This window comes from Phaeobacter sp. A36a-5a, from assembly GCF_037911135.1.
GTDB classification, from domain to species: domain Bacteria; phylum Pseudomonadota; class Alphaproteobacteria; order Rhodobacterales; family Rhodobacteraceae; genus Phaeobacter; species Phaeobacter bryozoorum.
In genome coordinates this window covers 216,816-240,411 of record NZ_JBBLYU010000004.1, presented here as the reverse complement: position 1 = coordinate 240,411, position 23,596 = coordinate 216,816, and the positions used below count along the sequence as shown (strand labels likewise).

The window sequence follows — 23,596 nt, the reverse complement described above, 5'->3', positions numbered from 1 at the left end:
GGGCCGCGCCAAACCAGAACCTTGCCCATCATATTCCCACGCTGAATTTCCGATGAGAGAAAGGACCCATTGACGTGACCGACCACCCAGATCTCACTCTGCGGGTTGCAGATGTGGCGGATGCCTCCAGCCTAGCGGCGCTGTCGCTGGAGGTCTGGGTTGGCACCTATCTGCGTGAAGGGGTGAGCGGGTTCTTTGCCGATTATGCACTGGCGCAGCTGACGGCCGCGCGCTTTGAGGCTCATCTGGCCAACCCGCAGGAGCATTTTATCGTCTCGCAGAACCGGGTCGGCATTGATGGCTATATCCGCATCAGCCGGGGCAGTCCGGGGCCTGTGCCAGGCTGTTCGGACGTGGAGATCACAACGCTTTATGTGCAGCCGCGCCACCATGGGCGGGGGATTGGCGCAGCGCTGCTGTGGGCGGGGCTGGAATATTGCGCGGAGGAGGGCGTGCAATCCGTCTGGCTGGCCAGCAATGCCGAGAACGCGCCCGCCAAGGGGTTTTACCTGTCGCAAGGTTTTGACCGGATTGGCGAGACACGGTTTGTGATCGCGGATCAAGCCTATCTCAATGATGTCTTTGCGCGGGCCTGTTGCGGCTGATGGCGATCACAGGGCGGCGTTGAACACCGAGTTGGTGTCGAGCAGATACTGCGAGATGATCGGGCCGCTGGCAGCGCCGATGGCGCGGGCGTTAGGGCCGATGGCACCGGGGTCGATGCGCGGCAGGATCAGGCCACGGGCGTCGAGAGTGGACAAGGCTGTGCGGGTACGCTCGACCAGGGCGTTGCGCACGCTGTCGGGCAGGGCACCGTCAATCAGCACCGCCTCGAAGTCGATGACCGCGCAGGTGGCGAGGCTGGCGCGGGCAATGGCGTCGGCGGCCTGATCGAGCCAGGGGGTCAGCTCAGCCTCGAACCCGGACCAGAGCATCGGCAGCTGCCAGAGCTGGCCGGGATCCTTGCCCGCATCGCGCAGCCGCTGTTCGAGCAGATGGATGGAGGCGAGATCCAGCAGCTTGGTTTCCTGCCCGTCCGGACCCAGCATCGACAGGGACCCAAGCGCGCCGGCATTGCCCTGATTGCCCTCAAGCACGCGGTGGTTCAGCACCACGCCACCGCCGATAAAGGCGCCGACAAAGAAATAGGCATAATCGCGATAGGCCTTGCCCCGGCCATACATATGTTCGGCGCGGCAGGCGGCGGTGGCGTCATTCACGACATGTACGGGCAGGGTGCTGAAGCGCGCTATTTCAGACGCGAAATCAACCGTTTGCCAAGCCGCAAGCGCCTCTGCCGGGGCATTGATCTGGGCGTGCCAGGTCCAAAGCTGAAAGGGGGCTGCCACGCCAATGCCGCAGATGCGGGGCAGCAGGTCTGCGGGCAGCGCGGCCTCCATCTGGGCGATGCTGTCGCGCAGGAAATCAAAGACCACGGCGGGGGTGGGATAGGGGTAGCGCAGGCGCAGCTGCTGGCGCACCGCACCGCAGACATCCATCAAGAGCACTTCGACACTGCGGCGGCCGATTTTCAGCCCGTAGGAAAACAGGCCATCGGGGTTGAGGCCCATCGGGACCGAAGGTTTGCCGACCCGGCCGCGCTGCGTTTCGCCACGCTGCAACAGCCCGTCGGTTTCCAGTTTGCGCAGGATGACAGAGACAGTCTGCGGCGACAGGCCGGTGCCACGGGCCAGCGCGCTGCCGGGCATCGGGCCGTGGCGTTGCAGCAGAGACAGGATCAGCCGTTCGTTGAAGACGCGCACGCCGGTCTGATTGACGCCGCCGCTCAGGGATCTGACTTGCTCATGTTCCATGCGGCGGACCCTAATCACGCTTTGAGACCTAAGAAAAGTGCGAAGATCGACTTAATAAGTCAAGTTGATTTATATATTGACAGAGAGGCCAGAATCACGGCCCACTATGGGCGACACGACGGTTTGCCCGTCCTGTTTTGTTGCGTTGTGATGCTGAGGGAGGACATCATGAAGAAGATCCTACTGGGAACAGCCGTTGGAATTGCTGCCATGACCGGCAGCGCCTTTGCCGCAGAGGGTGTGACGGCCTGCCTGATCACCAAGACCGATACCAATCCGTTTTTCGTCAAGATGAAAGAGGGCGCCGAGGCCAAGGCGGCGGAGCTGGGCATGACGCTCAAGAGCTTTGCCGGGAAGGTGGATGGCGACCATGAAACCCAGGTTGCCGCGATTGAGACCTGCATTGCCGATGGCGCCAAGGGCATCCTGCTGACCGCCTCCGATACCTCGTCGATTGTACCGGCGGTGCAGCAGGCGCGCGATGCGGGGCTGGTGGTGATTGCGCTGGACACGCCGCTGGAGCCGATCGACTCGGCCGATGCGACATTTGCCACCGACAATTTCCTGGCTGGTGAGCTGATTGGCAAATGGGCGGCGGCGAGCCTTGGCGATGAGGCTGCCAATGCCAAGATCGCGATGCTGGACCTTGCTGTCAGCCAGCCCACCGTGGGCGTGCTGCGCGATCAGGGCTTCCTGCAGGGGTTCGGCATTGATCTTGGCGATCCCAACAAATGGGGCGATGAGACTGATCCGCGCATTGTCGGCAATGACATTACCGCAGGCAATGAAGAGGGCGGTCGCCGCGCGATGGAGAACCTGCTGGCGAAGGACCCGATGATCAATGTGGTCTATACCATCAATGAACCCGCCGCTGCCGGTGCCTATGAGGCGCTGAAGGCAATCGGGCGCGAAAACGACGTGCTGATTGTCTCGGTCGATGGCGGCTGTCCCGGCGTGCAGAACATCAAGGACGGCGTCATCGGTGCGACCTCGCAGCAGTATCCGCTGCTGATGGCGTCCAAGGGGATCGAGGCGATCAGCGCCTGGGCCACCACGGGTGAGAAGCCTGCGCCGACACCGGGCAAGGCGTTCTTTGACACCGGCGTGGCGCTGGTGACCGATCAGCCTGCCGAGGGCGTCGAGAGCATCGACACCGAAGAGGGCATGAACCTCTGCTGGGGGTGATCAGGTGACACACCCCTTAGAGGCAGGCCAGACAAGGGGCTGTTAGCCAAGGCGAGCCATGGGGGCGGTGGAAACATCGCCCCTTCTGCACCGCTGCGATCCCTGTCGCAGCCGCATCCCCGGCTGTGGGTGTCAGGCCCATCGGACGCCGGATCTTACGGAGACAGATATGACCACGCCCCACAGCTATGAAGCGGCGGCCAGCGGCAGCCCCGAGGCCGTTGCGGATTTTGACCAGGGAGAGGCCTCCTTTATCAGCCGGTTGCAGCATCTGCTGCATGTGACGCCATCGCTGGTGCCGCTGATCGTGCTGGTGCTGTCGGTGATCGTCTTTGGGCTGCTGCTGGGCTCGAAGTTCTTTTCGCCCTTTGCGCTGACGCTGATCCTGCAACAGGTGGGCATTGTCGGCATCGTGGCCTGCGCGCAGTCGCTGGTGATCCTGACGGCAGGTATCGACCTGTCGGTGGGGGCGATCATGGTGCTGAGCTCGGTGGTGATGGGTCAGTTCACCTTTCGCTACGGGGTGCCGCCGGAAATCGCGGTGGTCTGCGGACTGATCTGCGGCACCCTCTGCGGCTTTATCAACGGCTGGCTGGTGGCGCGGATGAAGCTGCCGCCGTTTATCGTGACGCTGGGCATGTGGCAGATCGTGCTGGCGACGAATTTCCTCTATTCCGCAAATGAGACCATTCGCAGCCAGGTGATCGCCACCGACGCCCCGCTGTTGCAGCTGTTTGGCGAGAAGATCAAGATTGGTGGTGCGGTCTTCACCTATGGTGTGATTTTCCTGGTCATTCTGGTGGTTCTGCTGGCCTATGTGCTGCGGCATACGGCCTGGGGGCGGCATGTCTATGCGGTTGGCGATGACCCGGAGGCGGCGGAGCTGTCAGGGGTCAAGGTGAACCGCGTGTTGATCTCGGTCTATATGCTGTCGGGGCTGATCTGCGCCTTTGCAGGCTGGGCGATGATCGGGCGGATCGGGTCGGTCTCGCCGACCTCGGGACAGCTCGCCAATATCGAGAGCATCACGGCGGTGGTGATCGGGGGCATTTCGCTGTTTGGCGGTCGCGGCTCGATCCTGGGGGCATTCTTCGGCGCGCTGATCGTGGGCGTCTTTACCCTGGGGCTGCGCCTGCTGGGGGCGGATGCGCAGTGGACCTATCTGCTGATCGGCCTGCTTATCATTGCCGCGGTGGCGGTAGACCAGTGGATCAGAAAGGTATCGGTCTGATGGAACCCATTTTGAAAGCCCGAGGTCTGGTAAAGCGCTATGGGCGTGTCACGGCGCTGGACCATTGCGATTTCGATCTGATGCCGGGGGAGATTCTGGCGGTGATCGGTGACAATGGCGCCGGGAAATCCTCGCTGATCAAGGCGATTTCCGGCGCGGTGATCCCCGACGCGGGCGAGGTCTGGCTGGAGGGGCGGAAGGTGGCGTTCCAGTCGCCGATTGATGCCCGTGAAGAGGGGATCGAGACGGTCTATCAGACGCTGGCGATGTCGCCTGCGCTGTCGATTGCCGACAATATGTTCATGGGGCGGGAGCTGCGCAAACCCGGCTGGCGGGGCAATCTGCTGCGGCAGCTGGATCGCGCGCGGATGGAGCAGATTGCCCGCGACAAGCTGAATGAGCTGGGGCTGATGACCATTCAGAACATCAATCAGGCGGTGGAGACGCTGTCGGGTGGTCAGCGTCAGGGCGTGGCCGTGGCGCGGGCGGCGGCCTTTGGGTCCAAGGTGATTATTCTGGACGAGCCGACGGCGGCGCTGGGCGTGAAGGAAAGCCGCCGGGTTCTGGAGCTGATCCAGGACGTGCGGTCGCGCGGCATCCCAATCATCCTGATCAGCCACAACATGCCGCATGTGTTCGAGGTTGCCGATCGCATTCACGTGCATCGGCTGGGCAAGCGGCTTTGCGTGATCGACCCCAAACAGCACAGCATGTCCGATGCGGTGGCCTATATGACTGGCGCGCAGGACCCATCCGGGGATCTGACAGCAGCATGACACGGGACATGACATATCTGGCGGATCTGGTGACCGCCGTGCAGGCGCTGCCCGTTGCCGATGGGCGCGCGCGCCGTCTGGTGGCGCTGGCGGGCGCGCCGGGCAGCGGCAAATCCACTCTGGCGGAGCTGTTGGTGCGGGCGCTCTGCGCCAATGGCACACCGGCGTCGGTGGTGCCGATGGATGGGTTTCATCTGGACAACGGGCTGCTGTCCGAAATGGATTTGCTGGCGCGGAAAGGCGCGCCCGAGAGCTTTGATGCGGCGGGGTTTCAGCGGCTGATGGCGGCGATGGCGACAGAGGAGGAGGTGGTCTATCCGCTGTTCGACCGGGCGCAGGATATCGCCATTGCAGGCGCAGCGCGGGTTGATGCAGGGGTCGAGGTTACCGTGGTCGAGGGCAATTACCTGCTGTTCGACGCGCCCGTCTGGCGGGATCTGGCGGCAATCTGGGATCTGTCGGTCCGGGTCGATGTGCCGCGCGAGGTGCTGCGGGAGCGGCTTGTGGCGCGCTGGCAGGCCCATGGGCTGAGCGATGCCGAGGCCGAGGCACGGGCCGAGCGCAACGATATGGCCAACGCCGATCGCATCGCCGAGGCGGCGCTGCCTGCGGATGTGATCTGGAAAGGTGAGACAGAATGATCCTGTGTTGTGGCGAGGCGCTGATCGACATGATCCCGGCACCGGTCGCGGGAGCCGTGCCAATGGTGGACGGCGCGGACGCGCAGACCGGTTTTGTGCCCCATTGCGGCGGCGCGGTGTTCAACACCGCAATCGCTCTGGGGCGGCTGGGGCAGGCAACCGGCCTGTTCACCGGCCTGTCGCGGGATCTCTTCGGGCAGCAGCTGATGTCGGCGCTCGACGCGTCGCATGTGGATCACGCGCTGGCGGAGGTCTCTGATCAGCCGACCACACTGGCATTTGTGCATCTGAAGGATGGCCATGCGGCCTATCATTTCTTTGACGAGAATTCTGCCGGGGCCAGCCTGCGACCGGACCGGCTGCCCGAGTTGCCGGAACAGGTCAAGACGCTGTTCTTCGGGGGGATATCCTTGTGCAACGGCGCGGCGGCTGAGACCTACGCGCGTCTGGCCGCGCGGGAAACCGGACAGCGCATCATCATGATCGACCCCAATGTGCGGGCCGGGTTTGCCAGCGACGAGGCGGCCTATCGCAGGCGGCTCACGGCGATGGTGGCAGGGGCCGGGATCGTCAAAGTATCGGATGAGGATCTGCACTGGATCTATCCGGGCGACGCTCCGATTGAGGACAAGATCCGGCAGGTTCTGGCCGCAGAGGCAGGACAGGGCCCCGGCTTGGTGATCCTCACCTTGGGCAGCAAGGGCGCCAAGGGCTATCTGCGCTCCGGCCCGACGGTGGAGGTGCCCGCACAGGCGGCGGAGGTGGCCGATACGGTGGGCGCGGGCGACACGTTCAACGCAGGCTTTCTGGCGGCAGCGAGCGAGGCAGGCGTGCTGGCGGATGCCGCCAGCGGCGCGATGGATCTGGAGCAGCTGCGGGCCTGTCTGGGCTACGGTGCACGGGCCGCCGCCGTCACCGTTTCCCGCCCCGGTGCCAATCCGCCCTGGCGCGACGAGCTGGCGGGCTAGGGCCGCGATCCGACATTTGATCTGCTGAGGCGCCACCCGGTCACAACTGCCGGTGTGGCGCTTTGCGTTGGGGATTGTCAGGGATCATATGTTCACGTAATGTTCTTCAGAATTGTCTAGTGAAGGATTATCAGATGATTGAGGGGAGCTGTTGCTGTGGAACGGTCAAATTCCGACTGAAGGCGGAACCATCCATGATGGGGACCTGCCATTGTTCGCGTTGCCGAAAGGCAGGGGCGAGCACCATCGTTTTTGTCAAGCGGGAGGATCTGAGCTGGGTTGAGGGCAAAGATCAGGTGGCCCTGTACCAACCAGCCCCGCCTTACAAATACGGCAGATGTTTCTGCAGGGTCTGCGGCAGCTCGCTTGGGGAGATCCTGTCAGAGGAGGACAGTTTCCCGATTGCCGCAAATGCGCTGGACAGCGAGATTGCGACGAGAAACCGGTTTCATGAATTCGTGTCGGAGAAGCCTGGCTGGTACGAGATTTGCGACGATGCGCCAAAATCCAGCGGCCATCCGGCCTGATCGATCTGGATCTAGACCCATAGGGGCGTGACTGCCCCGCAGCGCCGTATTGCACGGGGCTGCGGGGGATGGGGGACATCAGGTCTGCGCGGTCAGCGTGCCAGTTGGCTTGCAGCGCGGGCGAGGTCGCGGATGCCGTCCCAGTCGCCTGCCTCAACCAGTTTGGACGGGGCGACCCAGCTGCCGCCGGCACAGACCACATTGGACAGCGACAGGTAGCTGTCTGCATTGTCCGGGCTGACGCCGCCGGTGGGGCAGAAACTGATCTGCGGCAGGGGAGCGCCGATGGACTTGAGCGCAGGAGCGCCGCCGGAGGCCTCAGCCGGGAAGAATTTCAGCATGTCATAGCCGCGGTCCAGAAGGCGCATCGCCTCGGAGGCGGTGGCGGCACCGGGCAGCATCGGCAGACCGGCGGCCTCAGCCGCGTCCAGCAGCGTGTCGGTGGCGCCGGGGGAGACGCCGAATTGCGCACCGGCCGCGACGGCGCGGGTCACATCCTCCGGCGTGATCAGCGTGCCGGCACCAACGACGCCGCCCTCGACCTTGGCCATTTCGGCAATCACATCCAGCGCGGAGGGGGTGCGCAGGGTGACCTCCAGCGCGGGCAGGCCACCCGCGACCAGGGCCTCGGCCAGCGGGCGGGCGTGGGCGACGTCATGGACAACCAGCACCGGCACGATCGGGGCCAGCTGGCAGATCTCGCGGGCGCGGGCGCTGGCATCTTTTGGGGTGATGGGCATGGGTCAGTCTCCGATCAGGGTCGAGAATACGGTGGCGCCGGTGTCGGCCGAGGTGACGGAATTGCGGAACAGTGCGAACATCTCACGGCCGGTGCCGTGCTGATAGGCGGAGAGGTCGGCCACCACGGGGGCGCGGTCGTCAAAACCCTCGGCCTTGACCTCCAGCGTCCCGGTGAGGGCATCAACCCGCACCATGTCACCGTCGCGCAGTTTGGAAATCGGACCACCATCCAGCGCCTCTGGCACCACATGGATGGCGGAAGGGATCTTGCCCGAGGCGCCGGACATGCGGCCATCGGTGACCAGCGCCACCTTCTGGCCGCGCCCCTGCATGATGCCGAGGAAGGGCGTCATCGAGTGGAGTTCCGGCATTCCGTTGGCCTTTGGCCCCTGGAAGCGGACCACGATCACCACATCGCCCTTGTCCAGCTCACCCGCCTTGAAGGCGGCCTTGGCCTCCTCCTGATCATGAAAGACGCGGGCGGGGGCCTCGACGATGCGGTGCTCTTCGGCCACGGCGGAGATTTTCATCACGCCGGTGCCGAGGTTGCCGGAGAGACGCGCCAGACCGCCAGTAGGCTGGAAGGGGGCGCTGGCGGGGCGAATGATTTTGTCGTTGAGGGTCTCGGCGGCGCCGGGTTTCCACACCAGACCATCGTCGCTGAGGAAGGGTTCGGCGGTGTAGCTCTCCAGCCCGCTGCCTGCGACCGTGCGCGTATCGGCGTGGAGGTGACCAGAGTTCAGCAGCTGGCCGATCACATAGCCAAGCCCGCCAGCCGCGTGGAAGTGGTTCACATCGGCCAGACCGTTGGGATAGACCCGCGCCAGCAGCGGCACGACGTCAGAGAGTTCGGAGAAATCCTGCCAGTCCAGAATGATGCCGCCGGCGCGGGCCATGGCGATCAGGTGGATCAGCAGATTGGTGGAGCCGCCGGTGGTCATCAGCCCGACGATGCCGTTCACATAGGCGCGTTCATCAAGGATGTCGCAGACCGGTGTGTAATCATTGCCAAGCGCGCTGAGCGCGAGGGCGCGGCGGGCGCCTTCCTCGGTCAGGGCGGCGCGCATGTCAGTGCCGGGATTGACGAAGGAGGAGCCGGGCAGGTGCAGGCCCATGAACTCCATCAGCATCTGGTTGGTATTTGCAGTGCCGTAGAAGGTGCAGGTGCCGGGGCCGTGATAGGCGGCCATCTCGGATTTCAGCAGCTCGTCGCGCCCGATTTCACCGGCGGCGAACTTCTGGCGGACCTTGGCCTTGTCATCATTGGAGATGCCAGAGGTCATCGGGCCTGCGGGGAGGAAGACGGCGGGAAGATGGCCAAAGACCTGCGCGCCAATGACCAGACCCGGCACGATCTTGTCACAGACGCCGAGATAGACAGTGGCATCAAACACGTTGTGGCTGAGGGCGATGCCGGTGGCCATGGCGATGGTATCGCGGGAGAACAGGCTGAGCTCCATCCCCGCCTCGCCCTGGGTGACGCCATCGCACATGGCAGGGACCCCACCGGCCACCTGCGCAGTGCCGCCGACGCGGCGCACGGCGTCGCGGATCCGCTGCGGATAGGTTTCAAACGGCTGATGCGCCGAGAGCATGTCGTTATAGGCGGTGACAATGCCGAGGTGTCCGGCGGTGCCTTCGGCGAGGGACATCTGGTCCTCGCCGGTGGCGGCATAGGCATGGGCCTGACCGCTGCACGACAGATGGGCGCGGGCGGGGCCTTTGCCCTTGGCGGCGCGCATCCGATCGAGATAGGCGGCGCGAGGTTTGGCGCTGCGGGCGATAATTCGGTCTGTGACGTCGCGGAGTGTCTGGTTCAAACGCATCGGGTGCCTCTTTCAGTCGTCAGGTGCCGGTTGGTCGTGGGTCTCAGTGGCGGGGTGGGCGGGCAGGCTCAGGAGCCGATGCCGCGCCAGCGGCGATTGTCGCGGTGCATCAGCAGCAGCGCGTCCTCTGGCCCGGAGCTGCCGGGATCATAGGGCTGCGGCGTGTCATTGCTGTTGTCAGCCCAACCCGCGATGATGGGATCGGCCCAGGCCCAGGCGGCCTCGACCTCATCGCCACGCATGAACAGCGTCTGGTTGCCGCGGATCACATCCATGATCAGCCGTTCATAGGCGTCCTGCGGCCGGCCAGCCTCTGGCAGGCTGTCGGCAAAGGTCATGTCGAGATTGGCGCCGGTCAGACGCATGCCGCCGGGACCGGGATCCTTGATCGTGGTGCGCAGGGTGATGCCTTCGTCCGGTTGCAGGCGGATCACCAGCACATTGCCCTTGATACCGCCGGTGCCGGTGTCCTCGGCAAAGATGTTATGCGGCGGATCGCGAAAGAAGACGGCGATTTCCGACTCGCGGGCGCGCAGGCATTTGCCGGTGCGCAGATAAAACGGCGTGCCGGCCCATCGCCAGTTGGCGACCTCCACCTTCATCGCGATAAAGCTTTCGGTGGTGCTGGAAGGGTTGCCTGCGTGCTCGCGGTAGGATTCTCCCTCCGGGCCGCGGTATTGGCCACGGGCGATCTGATCCGGGGCGACGGGGTTCAGCGCCTCGATCACCTTCACCTTTTCGTCGCGCACGGCGTTGGGGGTGAAACGGGCGGGGGGCTCCATCGCGGTGAGGCACAGTAGCTGCATCAGGTGGTTCTGGACCATATCGCGCATGGCGCCGGATTTGTCGTAATATTCGCCGCGCCCTTTGACGCCGATGCTTTCGGCGACGGTGATCTGCACATGGTCGATGTGGGAGGAATTCCACAGGGGTTCAAACAGCGAATTGGCAAAGCGCAGGGCCATCAGGTTCTGGACGGTCTCTTTGCCCAGATAATGGTCGATCCGGTAGATCTGATGTTCTTCGAAATTGGCGCGCAGGGCGGCGTTCAGCGCCTGGGCCGAGGCCAGATCATGGCCGAAGGGTTTTTCCAACACGATGCGGCTGTCGGGGGTGGCGATCCCGGTGGAGCGCAGACGGCCGGCGATATCGGGGAACAGGCTGGGCCCGACCGAGAGGTAGAAGGCGCGGATGGCATCGTCGCGCAGCAGATCGCCAAGCGCCTGCCAGCCATTGTCGCCGCGCGCATCGACGGCGGTGTAGTGCAGCAGAGTGACGAAGGCCGCGATTTCGTCGTCGCTGGTTTCGCCCGGCTGGCCAAAGGTGCGGATGGCATCGGCGACCATCTGCTGGAAGCCTTTGCGGTCCATGTCGCTGCGGGAGGTGCCGATAATGCGGCAATCGTCGGAGAACTGGCCGATCTGGAAGCGGTGGAACAGGCTGGGCAGGATCTTGCGGCGGGCAAGATCTCCGGTCGCGCCAAACAGCACGAGATCAAAGGACTGGACGGGAATGACGCGGGAAACCATGGCTCTCTCTCTGACAGCTCGAAGGGGAAATTGGCGGTCTTTTTGGTGGCTAGGGTTGCGGTTGGGTGAGTTTCGACAGCAGGCCACGGGTGGAGCCGTCTTTGGCCTCATAAGCCTCGGCCGGAGCGCTGCCATCAACCAGCGGCAACAGGCTGACGGCCAGCTCCTTGCCCAGTTCGACGCCCCATTGATCAAAGGAGTTGAGCCCCCAGACCACACCTTCGACAAACACACGGTGTTCATATAGCGCGATCAGCTGGCCCAGCACGAAGGGCGTCAGCTTCGGATAGGCCAGGGTCACCGAGGGGCGGTTGCCTGCAAAGGCGAGATGACCTGCCATCTGCTCCAGCGCGTCGCCGGTAAAGCCGCGTTTGGCAGCGATGGTGCGGGCCTCCTCGCGGGAGCGGCCCAGCATCAGGGCTTTGGACTGGGCGAGGCAGTTGGAGACCAGCAGCTGGTGGTGATCGGTCAGATCGCCCTCATGCGCTTCGGCGGCGATCAGGAATTCGGCAGGCACCACGCGGGTGCCCTGATGCAGCAGCTGGTAGAAGGCGTGCTGGCCATTGGTGCCGGGTTCGCCCCAGACGATGGGACCGGAGTTGCGTGGCAGCGGGCTGCCATCCAGTGCGACGCTCTTGCCGTTGCTCTCCATATCCAGCTGCTGGAGATAGGCCGGGAAGCGGGACAGGCGCTGGTCGTAGGGCAGAATGGCGCGGCTGCTGTAACCGCAGATATTGTGGTGCCAGATCCCTGTGGCGGCCAGCATCACCGGCAGGTTTTCGCGAAACGGTGCGGTGCGGAAATGGCGGTCCATCGCCGCCCCGCCCGACAGGAACTCGCGGAAATTCGTGGCCCCGATGGCGATCATGATCGGCAGGCCAACCGGCCCCCAGAGCGAATAACGCCCGCCCACCCAATCGGCAAAGCCAAAGACCCGTTCGGGGGCAATGCCAAAGGCACCGGTTTTGTCCAGCGCGGTGGAAACCGCCGCCAGATGCGCAGAGGTGTCATCCCCCAGTGCGGCCCGCAGCCAGTCCTGCGCGGTGCGGGCATTGGTCATCGTCTCGATGGTGGTGAAGGTTTTGGAGGCGATGATCACCAATGTGGTCTGCGGATCCAGAGCTTTCAGCGTGTCGGCGATATGGGCGCCATCGACGTTGGAGACGAAATGGCAGCGCGGACCGTCGTGGTAGGGCGCCAGCGCCAGCGTGGCCATCGCCGGGCCAAGGTCGGAGCCGCCGATGCCGATATTGATCACATCGGTGAATTTGGCGCCGGTGCTGGAGCGCAGGCTGCCATCGCGCAGCGCCTCGGCAAAGCTTTCCATCTGTTGCAGGGTCTGACGCACCGGCGGCAGGATATCCTCGCCATCGACCAGGATCGGCGCGTCAGTCTGTGCCCGCAGGGCAGTATGCAGAACGGCGCGGTCTTCGGTGGTGTTGATCTTCTCGCCCCGAAACATCTGGCTGATGCGATCGGCAAGACCGGCCTCGGCCGTGAGACGCTCCAGCAGCGAGAGCGCGGTGGCGTCCAGCGCGGTTTTGGAATAGTCCAGCAGCAGCCCGTCGGTTTCGGCGGAGAAGCTCTGAAACCGGTCTGGCGTCTCGAAGAGCGACAGGAGCGGGATATCGGCGGTCTCTGTCCGGTGCTGTTCCAGAAGCTGCCAGATTTGCGTCCGGGTCTGCGTCATCGTCGGTCTCCCTCGGTTGTCCTTGCCCCGTTGCGAATCACTCAAGGGCACCGCTGCCGATTAGTTAGCGCTAACATGTGCATTTGTAACGCCCTAATATAGCAGGCCGCGCGAATAGGCCCAAATCGGGCTGTCACGGGTGAAAATGGGAGCCGGAATGAGGGGCGGGCCGGGGCGTGCCGGATCAGACCCGCTGACCCGCAGCATCAAAGGCGAGGCAGTTGGCCGGATCAAAGTCAAAGGTCAGCGTTTCGCCCACATGGGTGTCATGCTGACCAAAGAGGCGGGCGGTAAAGGTCAGATCCTCGCCCATGTCGACCAGAATATTGGTGTCGCCGCCCAGTTTTTCCACGTGAATCACCTCGCCTGTGAGCGGGCCATCCGGGCTGATGCGGGCATATTCCGGGCGAATGCCGATGAACTGTCCGGGGTTGCCGCCCAGACGCGGGGCGGGGACAAAATTCATGGCTGGTGCGCCAATGAATTCCGCCACAAAACGGTTGGCGGGATTGTTGTAGAGTTCCATCGGGGTGCCGACCTGTTCGATACGGCCGTCGCGCAGCACGACGATTTTATCCGCAAGGGTCATCGCTTCGATCTGGTCGTGGGTGACGTAGATCATGCTGGCCGACAGCTGACGGTGCAGGCGGGCGATTTCCAGACGGGTGTTCATGCGCAGGGCGGCATCGAGGTTGGAGAGCGGTTCGTCAAACAGGAACAGCTTGGGTTCGCGCACCACGGCGCGGCCAATGGCGACGCGCTGCCGCTGACCGCCCGACAGTTCCGAGGGGCGGCGATTGAGGTAGTCCTCCAGCGACAGCATCCGGCTGGCTTCGGCGACGCGGGCGGCGATTTCCTCCTTGGGCTGGCGTTCCTGTTTCAGGGCAAGCGCCATGTTTTCGCGCACGGTGAGATGCGGATAAAGCGCATAGGACTGGAACACCATGGCGATGCCGCGTTTGGCGGGGGGCGTGGTGGTGACGGTCTGGCCGCCGATGGTGATCTCACCCGCCGTGGCGTCCTCAAGCCCGGAGATCACCCGCAGAAGGGTGGATTTGCCACATCCCGACGGGCCGACAAAGACCACGAATTCGCCGTCCTCCACGGTGAGGTTGATATCTTTCAGCACCTCGACCGGGCCGAAGGATTTGCAGACATTGGTAAGCTGTAGGGCGGTCATGGCGGGGATCCTTCAGGTCTTCGGGTTCGCAGAGGGCGAGGTGGGCGCTGTCGCCGCGGCCTCGGTCCGTTCTGTCTGTACTGTGGTCAGGTCAACGGGCGCGCCGCTGCGGATGCTCTGGTCGGCGGCCAGACAGATCGCCAGCGAGGCAACGGCGTCCTGCATGTGCCGCTCCATGTCGATGTCCTCGGCAATGACCCGCAGCATATGGGTCTGTTCGGCAGCGCAGAGCGCCTGATGGTCGGGTTCCTCGGGCAGGTCGATGCGGCGGTCCGGGGTGTCTTGCGTGCTGCGATGCACGATCAGGCTGCCGACGGCGGTATGGCCATCGACATCGTCCGAGCCAGCCTTGTCTGTTTCGGTGATCGAGACGGATCCGTTGGGGGACACCACGTCTTTTACGAAATACGCGGTTTCGGACATCATCGGTCCCCAGCCTGCCTCGTACCAGCCGACGGACCCGTCAGAGAAGGTCACCTGAAACTGGCCGTAATTATACATATCCTCGGCAATTTCATCCGACAGGCGCAGGCCGATGCCATGGACGCGCTGGGGTGTGGCATCGGTGATCTGGCACATCACATCGACATAATGCACGCCGCAGTCCACGATTGGCGAAGTGGTCTGCATCAGTGCCTTGTGGGTCTGCCATGTAGGGCCATCGGACTGCTGGTTGAGGTTCATGCGGAACACATACGGGGGCCCGAGATCGCGGGCCTCGGCAATCAGGCGCTGCCAGCTGGGATGGTGACGCAGGATATAGCCCACCATCAGCTTGCGCCCCAGACGGCGGGCGGCGTCGGTCACTGCGCGGGCATCGGCAACCGTGGTGGCCAGCGGCTTTTCGACGAAGACATCCGCGCCGGCCTCCATTGCGGCAATGGCATAGGCGGCATGGCTGTCGGAATAGGTGGCGATGACCACCAGATCGGGTTTGGTCTGCGCCAGCGCCTGATGGAAATCGCTATAAACCGGATAGTCCTGCAAGGGGGCCTGTGCAGGCGCGCCGGAGCGGTTGACGAGGCCGACGATCTGCGCGGTTTCGTCATTGTGGTGAGCCAGCGCATGGGCAAAGCCCATATTGCCAAGGCCTGCGATCAGTACGCGGGTCATTTGGGGCCTCCGCTGTGGTGAGGATGGCTGCTGTGACGATGGCGAGAGGACAGGCTGAGCGCCGGGCCAACAAGCGGCTGAAGACTGCCGCTCCGGGGGGCTGGCCCGACGCAGCCCGGCACTGCTGCCGGACGAGCGCATAGTGTGATATGTCGGCTCATTTCACCGCTCCTGAGGTGATACCGCGGATCAGTTGGCGCGAGAAGATCACATAGAGCACCATGACCGGCAGGATCGCCATCGACAGCGCCGAGAGCACGGCGTTCCAGTCTGTCACGAACTGGCCGATGAAGACCTGGCTGCCCAGTGTCAGCGTCTTGGTTTCCTCGGCCGGGGCCAGGATCAGCGGGAACCAGAGATCGTTCCAGATCGGGATCATGTTGAAGACGGCGACGGTGGCCATGGCCGGGCGCACCAGCGGCAGCACGAGGCGGAAGAAGATGGTGTATTCCGAAAGCCCGTCGATGCGGCCTGCGTTCTTCAGATCATCGCTCACCTGTTTCATGAATTCCGACAGGATGAACACCGCCAGCGGCAGACCCTGCGCGGTATAGACGAGGATCAGCGCAGTCAGTGTATTGACCAGCCCGGTGTCCACCATCAGCTCCAGAATGGCGACGGTGCCGATGCGGATCGGGATCATGATGCCAAGGGCGAGGTACAGGCCGAGCAGCATATTGCCCTTGAACCGGTATTCCGCGAGGGCGAAGGCGGCCATTGCGCCAAACAGCAGCACCAGCGCCAGCGACACCACGGTGACAATCATCGAGTTCTGAAAGTAGAGGAAGAAATCCCCCTGCTTCAGGACGGTCTGATAGCCGACCAGCGAGAATGTGTCGGATGTCGGCAGGCCGAGAGGGTCGCGAAAGATCGCTTTGCGGGTTTTGAAGCTGTTTACCAGGATCACAAACACCGGAAACAGGGCGATCAGCGTGTAGGTGATCAGCGCACCGTGGGCGAGGATGCTGTTGAACGGGTTTGAGCGGGATTTATGCATCATCGGATCCTCAGAACTGGTAGCGGCGCAGACGGGTCTGGATGCCGAAGAGATAGATGCAGACACCGATCAGGATGATCGCGAACATGGCGGTGGCAATGGCGGACCCCATATGCGGATCGCCCAGTTGCAGCTGAAAGCCGAAGAAGGTGCGATACATGAAGGTGCCGAGGATATCGGTCGAGAAATCCGGCCCGGCAAGTGCACCTTGGGTGGTGTAGATCAGGTCGAAGGCGTTGAAGTTGCCTACAAATGTCAGGATCGAGATAATCCCGATGGAGGGTAGGATCAGCGGCAGTTTGATTTTCCAGAAGGCGGACATGCCGGTGATGCCATCAACCTCGCCGGCTTCGATCACCTCTTCGGGGATCGACAGCAGGGCTGCGTAGATCAGCATCATCGGGATGCCGACAAACTGCCAGACAGAGATCAGCGCCAGCGTGGTCAGCGCGTAGTCTTCCTTGCCCAGCCAGGGGGCAAACAGCCACTTCAGGCCAATGGCGTCGAGGAGGTCGGGGGTGATGCCCCAGATCGGCGAGAGGATCAGTTTCCAGGCGAAGCCGACGATGACAAAGCTGAGGATGGTCGGCACGAAGATCGCGGTGCGATAGAGTGCGGCAAACCGGAGCCGGGGATGGCTGAGGATCGCCGCCAGCGCCACCCCGATTGGGTTCTGCACCAGCATATGCACGATGAAGAACCAGAAATTATTGCCAAGCGCATTCCAGAACTGTTCCGACCAGTTGGGGTTGCCGAACAGGGTCTGGAAATTGGCGAGGCCGACGAACTGGCGGATCTGGTCGCTTTCGCTATAGAGCGCGAGCCGCAGGGTATTGAACAGTGGGAAGATCATGATGGCCGTATAGACCAGCACAGCGGGCGCCAGAAAAACGGCGATATGCCAGCGTCTGCGCGGTTTATAAGGGGTGTTTTGCATGATGTGTCCCATCTGTCGACGGGTCCGGGCCGCGTGAGGCCGCCCGGACTCCTGAGTCTGTGGTCAGTCAGATCGCGGCGCGCTTATTTCTGCGGCTCGTACCAGCTGGCCAGACCCTCTTGCAGTTCAGCGCCGAGATCAGCGGCGGCCTTGGTGCCCTTGATCGCGGCAACGGAGGCCCCCCAGGTTTCGTTTTCGAGGTTCGGCGTGCCGCGCGACAGGATCTGATAGGTGGAGCGGATGGTGCTCTCACATTCGCCACGCCAGGAGACGAATTCCTGCGCCAGCGGATCTTCCATCGCGACCTCATGGTTCGACAGCGAGAAGAAGCCCGGCAGCGCGTTGGCGTAGATTGCGGCGAATTCAGGCGAGCCGACCCAGTTCAGGAAGGTCTTGGCAGCTTCTGCATTGGGGGAGGCGGCATTCAGGCCAACTGCGATATCGGTGTGATCCGAGATGTAGCAGGTGTCGCCCGCCGCTTTGACTGGCGGTTTGAAGGCGCCCATGGCGAAATCGGCCTGGGTGTTGAAGCCGGAGATTTCCCAGCTGCCTGCCGGATAGATCGCGGCGCGGCCCAGGGTGAAGATGTTCTGGCTGTCGGGATAGGTCTGCGCCTCGTAGCCGTCGCCCATGTAGGCACCCCATTTCGACAGGGTCTCATAAGGGGCAACCCACTGCTCGTCGGTCAGTTTCTGCTCGCCTGCGATCAGGGCAAGACGGCCTTCCTCGCCTTTCCAGTAGTTCGGGCCGATGTTGTTATAGCCCATGGTGGCGGCTTCCCACTGGTCGTTGGTGCCCATCGCCAGCGGAATGTAATTGCCGTCTTCCTTGATCTTTTCCAGCGCCGCGAAGAACTCGTCTTCGGTCTCCGGTACGTCCACGCCCAGCTCGGCAAAGGCGTCCTTGTTGTAGATGAAGCCGTGGATCACCGAAGCAATCGGCACGCAGAAGGTGGCGGAGCCGTCATCTGTCTGCCAGGCGGATTTGGCCACGTCGGAGAAGCTACTCATCGCCTCAAGATCGGACAGATCGGCCAGCTGGCCCTTGTCATAAAGACCAAGCGAAGCATCAAAGGGGCGGCAGGTGATCAGATCGCCGGCGCTGCCCGCATCCAGTTTGGAGTTCAGCACGGCGTTATATTCCGCCGGGGCAGAGGGGGTGAACTTCAGCTTGATGCCGGGGTTGGCGGCCTCAAAGGCGGGGATGATCTTGTCCTGCCAGAGGGCGAGGTCATCGTTGCGCCAGCTCTCAATCGTCAGCGTGACGTCTTCGGCAGCGGCTGCGCCGCCGAGCACGGTCGAGCCGAGCAGCGCGAGGGTAAAGAGTTTGCGTGTCATTCTGTATCTCCCAGTTTGCATGTTTGGTATTTGAAATCAGGGTCTTGGTGACCTCTTGGGTGGCGCGTGGCCGACCGTTACACCTGTGCGAGCGCGGCTCGCAGGTTGTCCTTGTTATGGCGCAGCAGCGTGTCCGCCGCAGTGGGGGAGGCCGCACCCTGCAACAGCAGAATGGCGGCTTTCACCGCGCCGCCGGTCTGATCCAGCGCGCGGGCGGCGGCCTCGGCGTCCTGCTGTGTGAGGGTGCAGACTATGCGGATCGCGCGTTGGCGCAGCTTGGCGTTATCTGCGATCAGATTGACCATCATACCGTCCATCACATGCCCCAACCGGATGCCTGCCAGCGTCGACATCATGTTGAGCGCGGCCTTCTGCGCGGTTCCGGCGCCCATGCGGGTGGAGCCTGCGATGACCTCCGGCGGTGTTGGCAGGCAGATTGCCACATCGGCCAGTTGCAGCAGTGGCGTGTCTGCGTTGTTGGCGATCGCGATGACCTTGGCGCCGGCGGCCTGTGCGGTTTTTGCAAAGCCGATCGGGAATGGCGTGGTGCCGCTGGCGGAAAGGGTGATCGCCACATCACCTGCGGTCACTGCGGCGGCAGCCTTGCTGCCGGCCGCGCTGTCATCTTCAGTATGGCCGGGCATCCGCCCGTCGGATGGGATGCCGCCGGCCATGTGAATGGAGATCTGATCGGCGCTGATGCCGAATGTGCCGGGCAGTTCGGCGCCATCAGCCAGCGCCATAAGGGCCGAGGAACCTGCCGCCGCATAGTGCAGGTGACCAGCGTTGCGCAGGCATTCCGTCAGCAGAGCGGCGCCTGCGGCGATGGCGGGGCGGGCGCTGTCTACAGCTGCCAGTGCGCGCGATTGCCCGTCGAGAAGCGTGTCGAGGATATCGGCATCGGCGCGCAGATCGAGCCCCCTGGCGCGGGGGTGCAGCGTTTCCGTCTGCGCATCGGTGGGCGCCGATATACGTGCTGCGGACGGTTGTTGGCTGGTCGATGCCATGTGATTCCTCCCCCTCAGGTGAATGAGAAGTATTTAATACCTATACAATACCACTTGTCTACCATTTAATTATTTTCTTGATCTGATGTAGGCTTTTCAAGGTTTTATCGATTGTGGCACCAATACTTGCGGCCGATAGGTCTTTCTTTTGGTTAAAAGGTATCTTATAGGTATTGCATGACTGACTCGTGCTTTCCATATCTAATCGCCGTGGACGGAGGGGGGACCTCCTGTCGCTTTGTCCTGCTGGAGGCGGGCGATCCTGCGGCTGATCTGCCTGATACCTCCGCGCCCAAGAGCTGCGGGGCGTCGCCGCGTCGGCTGGTGGTCACCGGGGGAAGCGCCAATGTCTATACCGCGCCCAAGCTTGCGGTTGAGACGCTGCGCGCGGGATTGGGCGATCTGCAACGTCAGGCGGGCCTTGACGATGAGGCTTTCCACCAGATCCCGGTCTATGCAGGGCTGGCGGGGGTGATTGATGCCGGGTCGGCAGCCTTTGTCGCCTCGGCCCTGCCGCATCGGCATATCCGGGTCGAAGATGACCGGATGCCTGCGGTTGTCGGGGCGCTTGGCGAGGGCACTGCCTGTCTGATCGGTGTCGGCACCGGGTCATTTCTGGGCCGTCAGGTGGCGGGGCAGGTCACGCTTATTGGTGGTCACGGGGCGGTTCTTGGCGATGAGGCCTCGGGCGGCTGGCTGGGGCGGCGTTTGTTGCAGCTGACGCTACAGGCGGCCGAAGGGATCGAGCCGATGACGCCGCTGCTGCGCAGCTGTCTCAGGGATTTTTCCAATCAGACTGCCGAGATTGTCCGGTTTGCCCAGACCGCGCGTCCGGCGGCCTTTGGCGCCTATGCGCCGCGGGTGGCGCAGGCTGCCGCTGCGGGCGATTCCGTGGGGCGGCGGCTGATGGCCGAAGGGGCGGAGTATCTGTGCCACGGGTTGCAGGCGCTGGGACGTCGACCGGAGGAACCGGTTTATCATATCGGCGGTGTGGCGGCGCAATACGCCGCCTATCTGCCTGCGGATGTGGCGCAGTACCTGCAGGCGCCGGAGGGCTCGCCGCTGGACGGGGCGCTGGAGCTGGCGCGCCGCTTTGCCCGCGAGATCCGGCAGGAGGCGCTATGACGGTCGAGGAATTCCTGAAACCGGCCGCCTGGCTGGAGGACGCCGCCGGGCCACGCTATGTGCGGCTGCGCCAGCGTATCGAGGACGGTATCGAGACCGGGCTGCTGCCCAAGAGCGCGCCCTTGCCCGCCGAACGAGAGATTGCAACGCTGACCGGACTGTCGCGCGTCACCGTGCGCCGCGCCATGCAGGATCTGGTGGATCGGGGCATCGTGGTGCAGCGGCAGGGCTCGGGGAGTTTTGTGTCCGATGGCACGCCCAAGGTGGAGCAGTCGCTGTCGCAGCTCACCTCGTTTACCGAGGACATGGAGCGGCGCGGCTATGACACCAGCGTCGAATGGCTGGAACGCGGCATCCATACCCCTTCGCCGGAGGAGGTGATGGCGCTGGCGCTGACCTCGGGGGAGGCGGTTGCGCGTATTGCCCGTCTGCGGCGTGCCAATGGGCGTCCGATGGCGATCGAGCGGGCCTCGCTTCCGGTGGATATCCTGCCCAATCCGCAGGCAGTCCGGGGGTCGCTTTATGAGGTGCTGGAGCAGACCGGCAGCCGCCCGGTGCGGGCCTTGCAGCGGATTTCGGCGATCAACCTGCCGGAGTATGAGGCGCAGCTGCTGGGGGTGGAGCCGGGAATGGCGGGCCTAAGCATCGTGCGGACGTCTTATTTGCGCAACCGTCGCGTGGTGGAGTTCACCCGCTCGATCTATCGCGGCGATGCTTATGATTTTGTCGCCGAGCTGCGGCTCGGGACGAGCTAACCTGGCGACCCTGAGGAGGGAACCATGACAGATATCACCAAGATGCGTCGCGAGATCGACGAGATCCCGACCGCCGTGGATCGACTGCTGAGTCAGGGCGAGGCGGATATTGACGCGGTGGCCGAGGCGGTGCGCCGCCTTGATCCGAATATTATGGTGACGGTGGCACGCGGATCGTCCGACCATGTCTGCACCTATCTGAAATATGCCAGCGAGATCCTGTTGGGGGTGCCTGTTGCCTCGGTCGGGCCGTCGGTCGCGTCGATCTACAAGGCGCCGTTGCGGCTGCAGGGGGCGCTGAGCCTGGCGGTGTCGCAGTCGGGCAAAAGCCCGGACATCGTGGCGATGGCGGAAAGCGCGCGCCGTGACGGGGCGCTGGCGGTGGCGCTGACCAATGATGCCGCCTCGCCGCTGGCGGCTGCGTCGGACCATGCGCTGGATATTCACGCAGGGCCCGAGTTGAGCGTGGCCGCGACGAAGACCTTTGTCACCTCGGCAGTGGCGGGGCTGTGGCTGCTGGCCAAATGGGATCGCAATCAGGCGGTGCTTGCGGCGCTGCACGCCTTGCCGGAGCAGTTGGAGCGCGCCTGCCGCATTGACTGGCCAGAGGTGCGCGAGGCCATCGGCGCGCGGTCATCGCTGTTCACGCTGGGGCGTGGTCAGGCGCTGGCGGTGTCGAATGAGGCGGCGCTGAAGTTCAAGGAAACCTGCCAGCTTCATGCGGAGAGCTATTCCTCGGCGGAGGTGCTGCATGGGCCGGTGTCTATTGTGGAAGAGGGCTTTCCGGTGCTGGGCTTTGCGGCGGCGGATGCCGCTGAGGACGCGCTGGCGGGTATCGCCGATCAGATCGCGGGCAAGGGCGCGCAGGTCTTTGCCACCAGCGACAAGGTGACGGCGGCGCGACGGGTGGATCATATCCGCACGGACCATGCGCTGACTGATCCGATCAGCCTGATCGTGTCCTTTTATGCGATGGTTGAAGCCTTTGCCGCCTCGCGCGGGATTGACCCCGATGCGCCCCGCCACCTGAAAAAAGTGACGGAAACGGTATGACCGGCGACCGGCAACCGCTGCGTGCGCTGACCGGTGCCCGCATCCTGACCCCGGTGGGCTGGGAGGAGGACAGCGCGCTGGTCCTGCGCGGCGACCAGATCGCGGCCGTCCTGCCCGTCGGCAAACTGCCCGAGGGGGCGGAGGTGACGGAGCTGACCGGTGGGATCCTGACGGCGGGGTTTGTCGACCTGCAGGTCAACGGTGGCGGCGGGGTGATGTTCAACGACGCGCCCGAGCTGGAGCAGTTGCAGGTCATCGCAGCGGCCCATGCGCAGATTGGCGCGACCTCGATCCTGCCGACGCTGATTACCGATACGCCGGATTTCGTCGCCCGCGCCATCGACGCCGTGGACGCCGCGATTGCCGCCGGGGTTCCGGGCATCATCGGGCTGCATCTGGAGGGGCCGCATCTGGCGGTGTCGCGCAAGGGCGCGCATGATGCGTCTTTGATACGCCCGATGAGCGAGACCGATCTGGAGATGTTATGCGCAGCGGCCACCCGGTTGCCGGTGCTGAAGGTGACGCTGGCGACCGAAGCGGCGACCCCGGCGCAGATCCGGCGGTTGAGCGAGGCGGGCGTGCTGGTGTCGCTGGGTCATACCGATGCGAGCCACGCCGATTGCGTGGCGGCGGTTGCGGCAGGCGCGCGCTGCGTCACCCATCTGTTCAACGCCCAGAGCCAGCTTGGCAATCGCGAACCCGGTGTTGTCGGCGCCGCCCTTGATCTTGGCGGGCTGTCAGCGGGGCTGATTGCGGACGCGGTGCATGTGCATCCGGCATCCATGCGGGCGGCGCTGGCGGCCAAGACCGGGCCCGGGCAACTGTTTCTGGTCAGCGATTCCATGGCCACCGGCGGCTCCGATATCGACCGCTTTACCCTGAATGGTCGCGAAATCCGCCGTGACGGCAATCGGTTGACGCTGGCTGACGGCACCCTTGCGGGCGCCCATCTGGAGCTGGCAACGGCGGTGCAGATCCTGGTCGAGACCTGCGATCTGCCGTTGGAGACGGCGCTGGAGATGGCCACGAGCCGGCCGGCGGATTTGATCAGGCGGCCCGATCTGGGGCGCTTGCAACCCGGCGCGCGCGCCGATGTGCTGCATCTGAACGACGCGCTGGAGCTGCAGCAGGTCTGGCAGGGCGGCTTGGCGCTGTAGCTGCTGT

22 protein-coding genes are annotated in these 23,596 nt (G+C 63.8%); 11 read left to right on the top strand and 11 right to left on the bottom strand.

Annotated elements, in window-relative coordinates; all coding sequences use genetic code 11:
* Positions 1-74: 74 nt before the first annotated feature.
* Positions 75-605, top strand: coding sequence for a GNAT family N-acetyltransferase (locus tag WLQ66_RS16690; protein WP_340547457.1), 531 nt, complete (start codon positions 75-77; stop codon positions 603-605).
* 6 nt (positions 606-611) lie between these two features.
* On the opposite strand, the gene WLQ66_RS16685 is transcribed toward WLQ66_RS16690, so the two are convergent.
* Positions 612-1,814: an ROK family transcriptional regulator gene (locus WLQ66_RS16685; protein WP_340547456.1), complete on the bottom strand. Its 1,203-nt coding sequence runs from the start codon at positions 1,812-1,814 to the stop codon at positions 612-614.
* 168 nt (positions 1,815-1,982) lie between these two features.
* Here WLQ66_RS16685 and WLQ66_RS16680 point away from each other — a divergent pair, with 168 nt between their 5' ends.
* The 6 genes from WLQ66_RS16680 to WLQ66_RS16655 all read left to right on the top strand — a co-directional run bounded on the left by WLQ66_RS16680 (position 1,983) and on the right by WLQ66_RS16655 (position 7,142).
* The gene (locus tag WLQ66_RS16680) at positions 1,983-2,999 is read left to right on the top strand and encodes a sugar ABC transporter substrate-binding protein (protein WP_340547455.1); all 1,017 of its coding nucleotides are present in this window, start codon (positions 1,983-1,985) and stop codon (positions 2,997-2,999) included.
* Between the two features lie 169 nt (positions 3,000-3,168).
* Positions 3,169-4,230 (top strand): ABC transporter permease, encoded by a 1,062-nt coding sequence (locus tag WLQ66_RS16675; protein ID WP_340547454.1) that lies wholly within the window; start codon positions 3,169-3,171, stop codon positions 4,228-4,230.
* Positions 4,230-5,006, top strand: a complete 777-nt coding sequence (locus tag WLQ66_RS16670; protein WP_340547453.1) for an ATP-binding cassette domain-containing protein — start codon at positions 4,230-4,232, stop codon at positions 5,004-5,006. The genes WLQ66_RS16675 and WLQ66_RS16670 overlap by 1 nt, the downstream gene beginning before the upstream one ends.
* On the top strand, positions 5,003-5,647 hold the full coding sequence (locus WLQ66_RS16665) for a nucleoside/nucleotide kinase family protein (protein ID WP_340547452.1): 645 nt from the start codon (positions 5,003-5,005) through the stop codon (positions 5,645-5,647). The genes WLQ66_RS16670 and WLQ66_RS16665 overlap by 4 nt, the downstream gene beginning before the upstream one ends.
* Entirely contained in the window at positions 5,644-6,615 is a 972-nt protein-coding gene (locus tag WLQ66_RS16660; protein ID WP_340547451.1) for a carbohydrate kinase family protein, read from the top strand. Before WLQ66_RS16665 ends, WLQ66_RS16660 begins: the two co-directional genes overlap by 4 nt.
* 134 nt (positions 6,616-6,749) lie before the next feature.
* Positions 6,750-7,142 carry a GFA family protein gene (locus tag WLQ66_RS16655; protein ID WP_076617012.1) on the top strand — a complete coding sequence of 131 codons (393 nt, stop codon included), beginning with the start codon at positions 6,750-6,752 and terminating at the stop codon, positions 7,140-7,142.
* A 92-nt stretch (positions 7,143-7,234) separates the two neighbouring features.
* Here the strand turns inward: WLQ66_RS16655 and eda are convergent, their stop codons facing one another.
* From eda to WLQ66_RS16605, 10 genes are all read right to left on the bottom strand, one after another.
* On the bottom strand, positions 7,235-7,882 hold the full coding sequence (eda, locus tag WLQ66_RS16650) for a bifunctional 4-hydroxy-2-oxoglutarate aldolase/2-dehydro-3-deoxy-phosphogluconate aldolase (protein WP_340547450.1): 648 nt from the start codon (positions 7,880-7,882) through the stop codon (positions 7,235-7,237).
* Between the two features lie 3 nt (positions 7,883-7,885).
* Complete coding sequence (edd, locus tag WLQ66_RS16645) at positions 7,886-9,709, bottom strand: phosphogluconate dehydratase (protein WP_340547449.1); 1,824 nt, start codon at positions 9,707-9,709, stop codon at positions 7,886-7,888.
* A gap of 68 nt (positions 9,710-9,777) precedes the next feature.
* Entirely contained in the window at positions 9,778-11,238 is a 1,461-nt protein-coding gene (zwf, locus tag WLQ66_RS16640) for a glucose-6-phosphate dehydrogenase (RefSeq protein ID WP_340547448.1), read from the bottom strand.
* Between the two features lie 49 nt (positions 11,239-11,287).
* Positions 11,288-12,928, bottom strand: a complete 1,641-nt coding sequence (gene pgi / locus WLQ66_RS16635) for a glucose-6-phosphate isomerase (RefSeq protein ID WP_340547447.1) — start codon at positions 12,926-12,928, stop codon at positions 11,288-11,290.
* A gap of 184 nt (positions 12,929-13,112) precedes the next feature.
* Positions 13,113-14,108: an ABC transporter ATP-binding protein gene (locus WLQ66_RS16630; RefSeq protein WP_340547446.1), complete on the bottom strand. Its 996-nt coding sequence runs from the start codon at positions 14,106-14,108 to the stop codon at positions 13,113-13,115.
* A 12-nt stretch (positions 14,109-14,120) separates the two neighbouring features.
* Entirely contained in the window at positions 14,121-15,221 is a 1,101-nt protein-coding gene (locus WLQ66_RS16625) for a Gfo/Idh/MocA family protein (RefSeq protein ID WP_340547445.1), read from the bottom strand.
* Between the two features lie 157 nt (positions 15,222-15,378).
* Positions 15,379-16,218, bottom strand: coding sequence for a carbohydrate ABC transporter permease (locus WLQ66_RS16620; RefSeq protein WP_044040979.1), 840 nt, complete (start codon positions 16,216-16,218; stop codon positions 15,379-15,381).
* Between the two features lie 10 nt (positions 16,219-16,228).
* Positions 16,229-17,155 carry a carbohydrate ABC transporter permease gene (locus WLQ66_RS16615; RefSeq protein WP_340547444.1) on the bottom strand — a complete coding sequence of 309 codons (927 nt, stop codon included), beginning with the start codon at positions 17,153-17,155 and terminating at the stop codon, positions 16,229-16,231.
* An 83-nt stretch (positions 17,156-17,238) separates the two neighbouring features.
* Positions 17,239-18,492: an ABC transporter substrate-binding protein gene (locus tag WLQ66_RS16610; protein WP_340547443.1), complete on the bottom strand. Its 1,254-nt coding sequence runs from the start codon at positions 18,490-18,492 to the stop codon at positions 17,239-17,241.
* 77 nt (positions 18,493-18,569) lie between these two features.
* Positions 18,570-19,499 (bottom strand): N-acetylmuramic acid 6-phosphate etherase, encoded by a 930-nt coding sequence (locus tag WLQ66_RS16605; protein WP_340547442.1) that lies wholly within the window; start codon positions 19,497-19,499, stop codon positions 18,570-18,572.
* Positions 19,500-19,676: 177 nt separating this feature from the next.
* On the opposite strand from WLQ66_RS16605, the gene WLQ66_RS16600 reads away from it, so the two are divergent.
* Genes WLQ66_RS16600 through nagA form a run of 4 tightly spaced genes read left to right on the top strand, consistent with a single transcriptional unit; the run spans position 19,677 to position 23,589 of the window.
* The gene (locus WLQ66_RS16600; protein ID WP_340547441.1) at positions 19,677-20,624 is read left to right on the top strand and encodes a glucosamine kinase nucleotide-binding domain-containing protein; all 948 of its coding nucleotides are present in this window, start codon (positions 19,677-19,679) and stop codon (positions 20,622-20,624) included.
* Positions 20,621-21,379 (top strand): GntR family transcriptional regulator, encoded by a 759-nt coding sequence (locus WLQ66_RS16595; protein WP_340547440.1) that lies wholly within the window; start codon positions 20,621-20,623, stop codon positions 21,377-21,379. The genes WLQ66_RS16600 and WLQ66_RS16595 overlap by 4 nt, the downstream gene beginning before the upstream one ends.
* Before the next feature lie 24 nt (positions 21,380-21,403).
* Positions 21,404-22,432 carry an SIS domain-containing protein gene (locus WLQ66_RS16590; protein ID WP_340547439.1) on the top strand — a complete coding sequence of 343 codons (1,029 nt, stop codon included), beginning with the start codon at positions 21,404-21,406 and terminating at the stop codon, positions 22,430-22,432.
* The gene (nagA, locus tag WLQ66_RS16585; RefSeq protein ID WP_340547438.1) at positions 22,429-23,589 is read left to right on the top strand and encodes an N-acetylglucosamine-6-phosphate deacetylase; all 1,161 of its coding nucleotides are present in this window, start codon (positions 22,429-22,431) and stop codon (positions 23,587-23,589) included. The genes WLQ66_RS16590 and nagA overlap by 4 nt, the downstream gene beginning before the upstream one ends.
* The last annotated feature ends 7 nt before the right edge of the window (positions 23,590-23,596 follow it).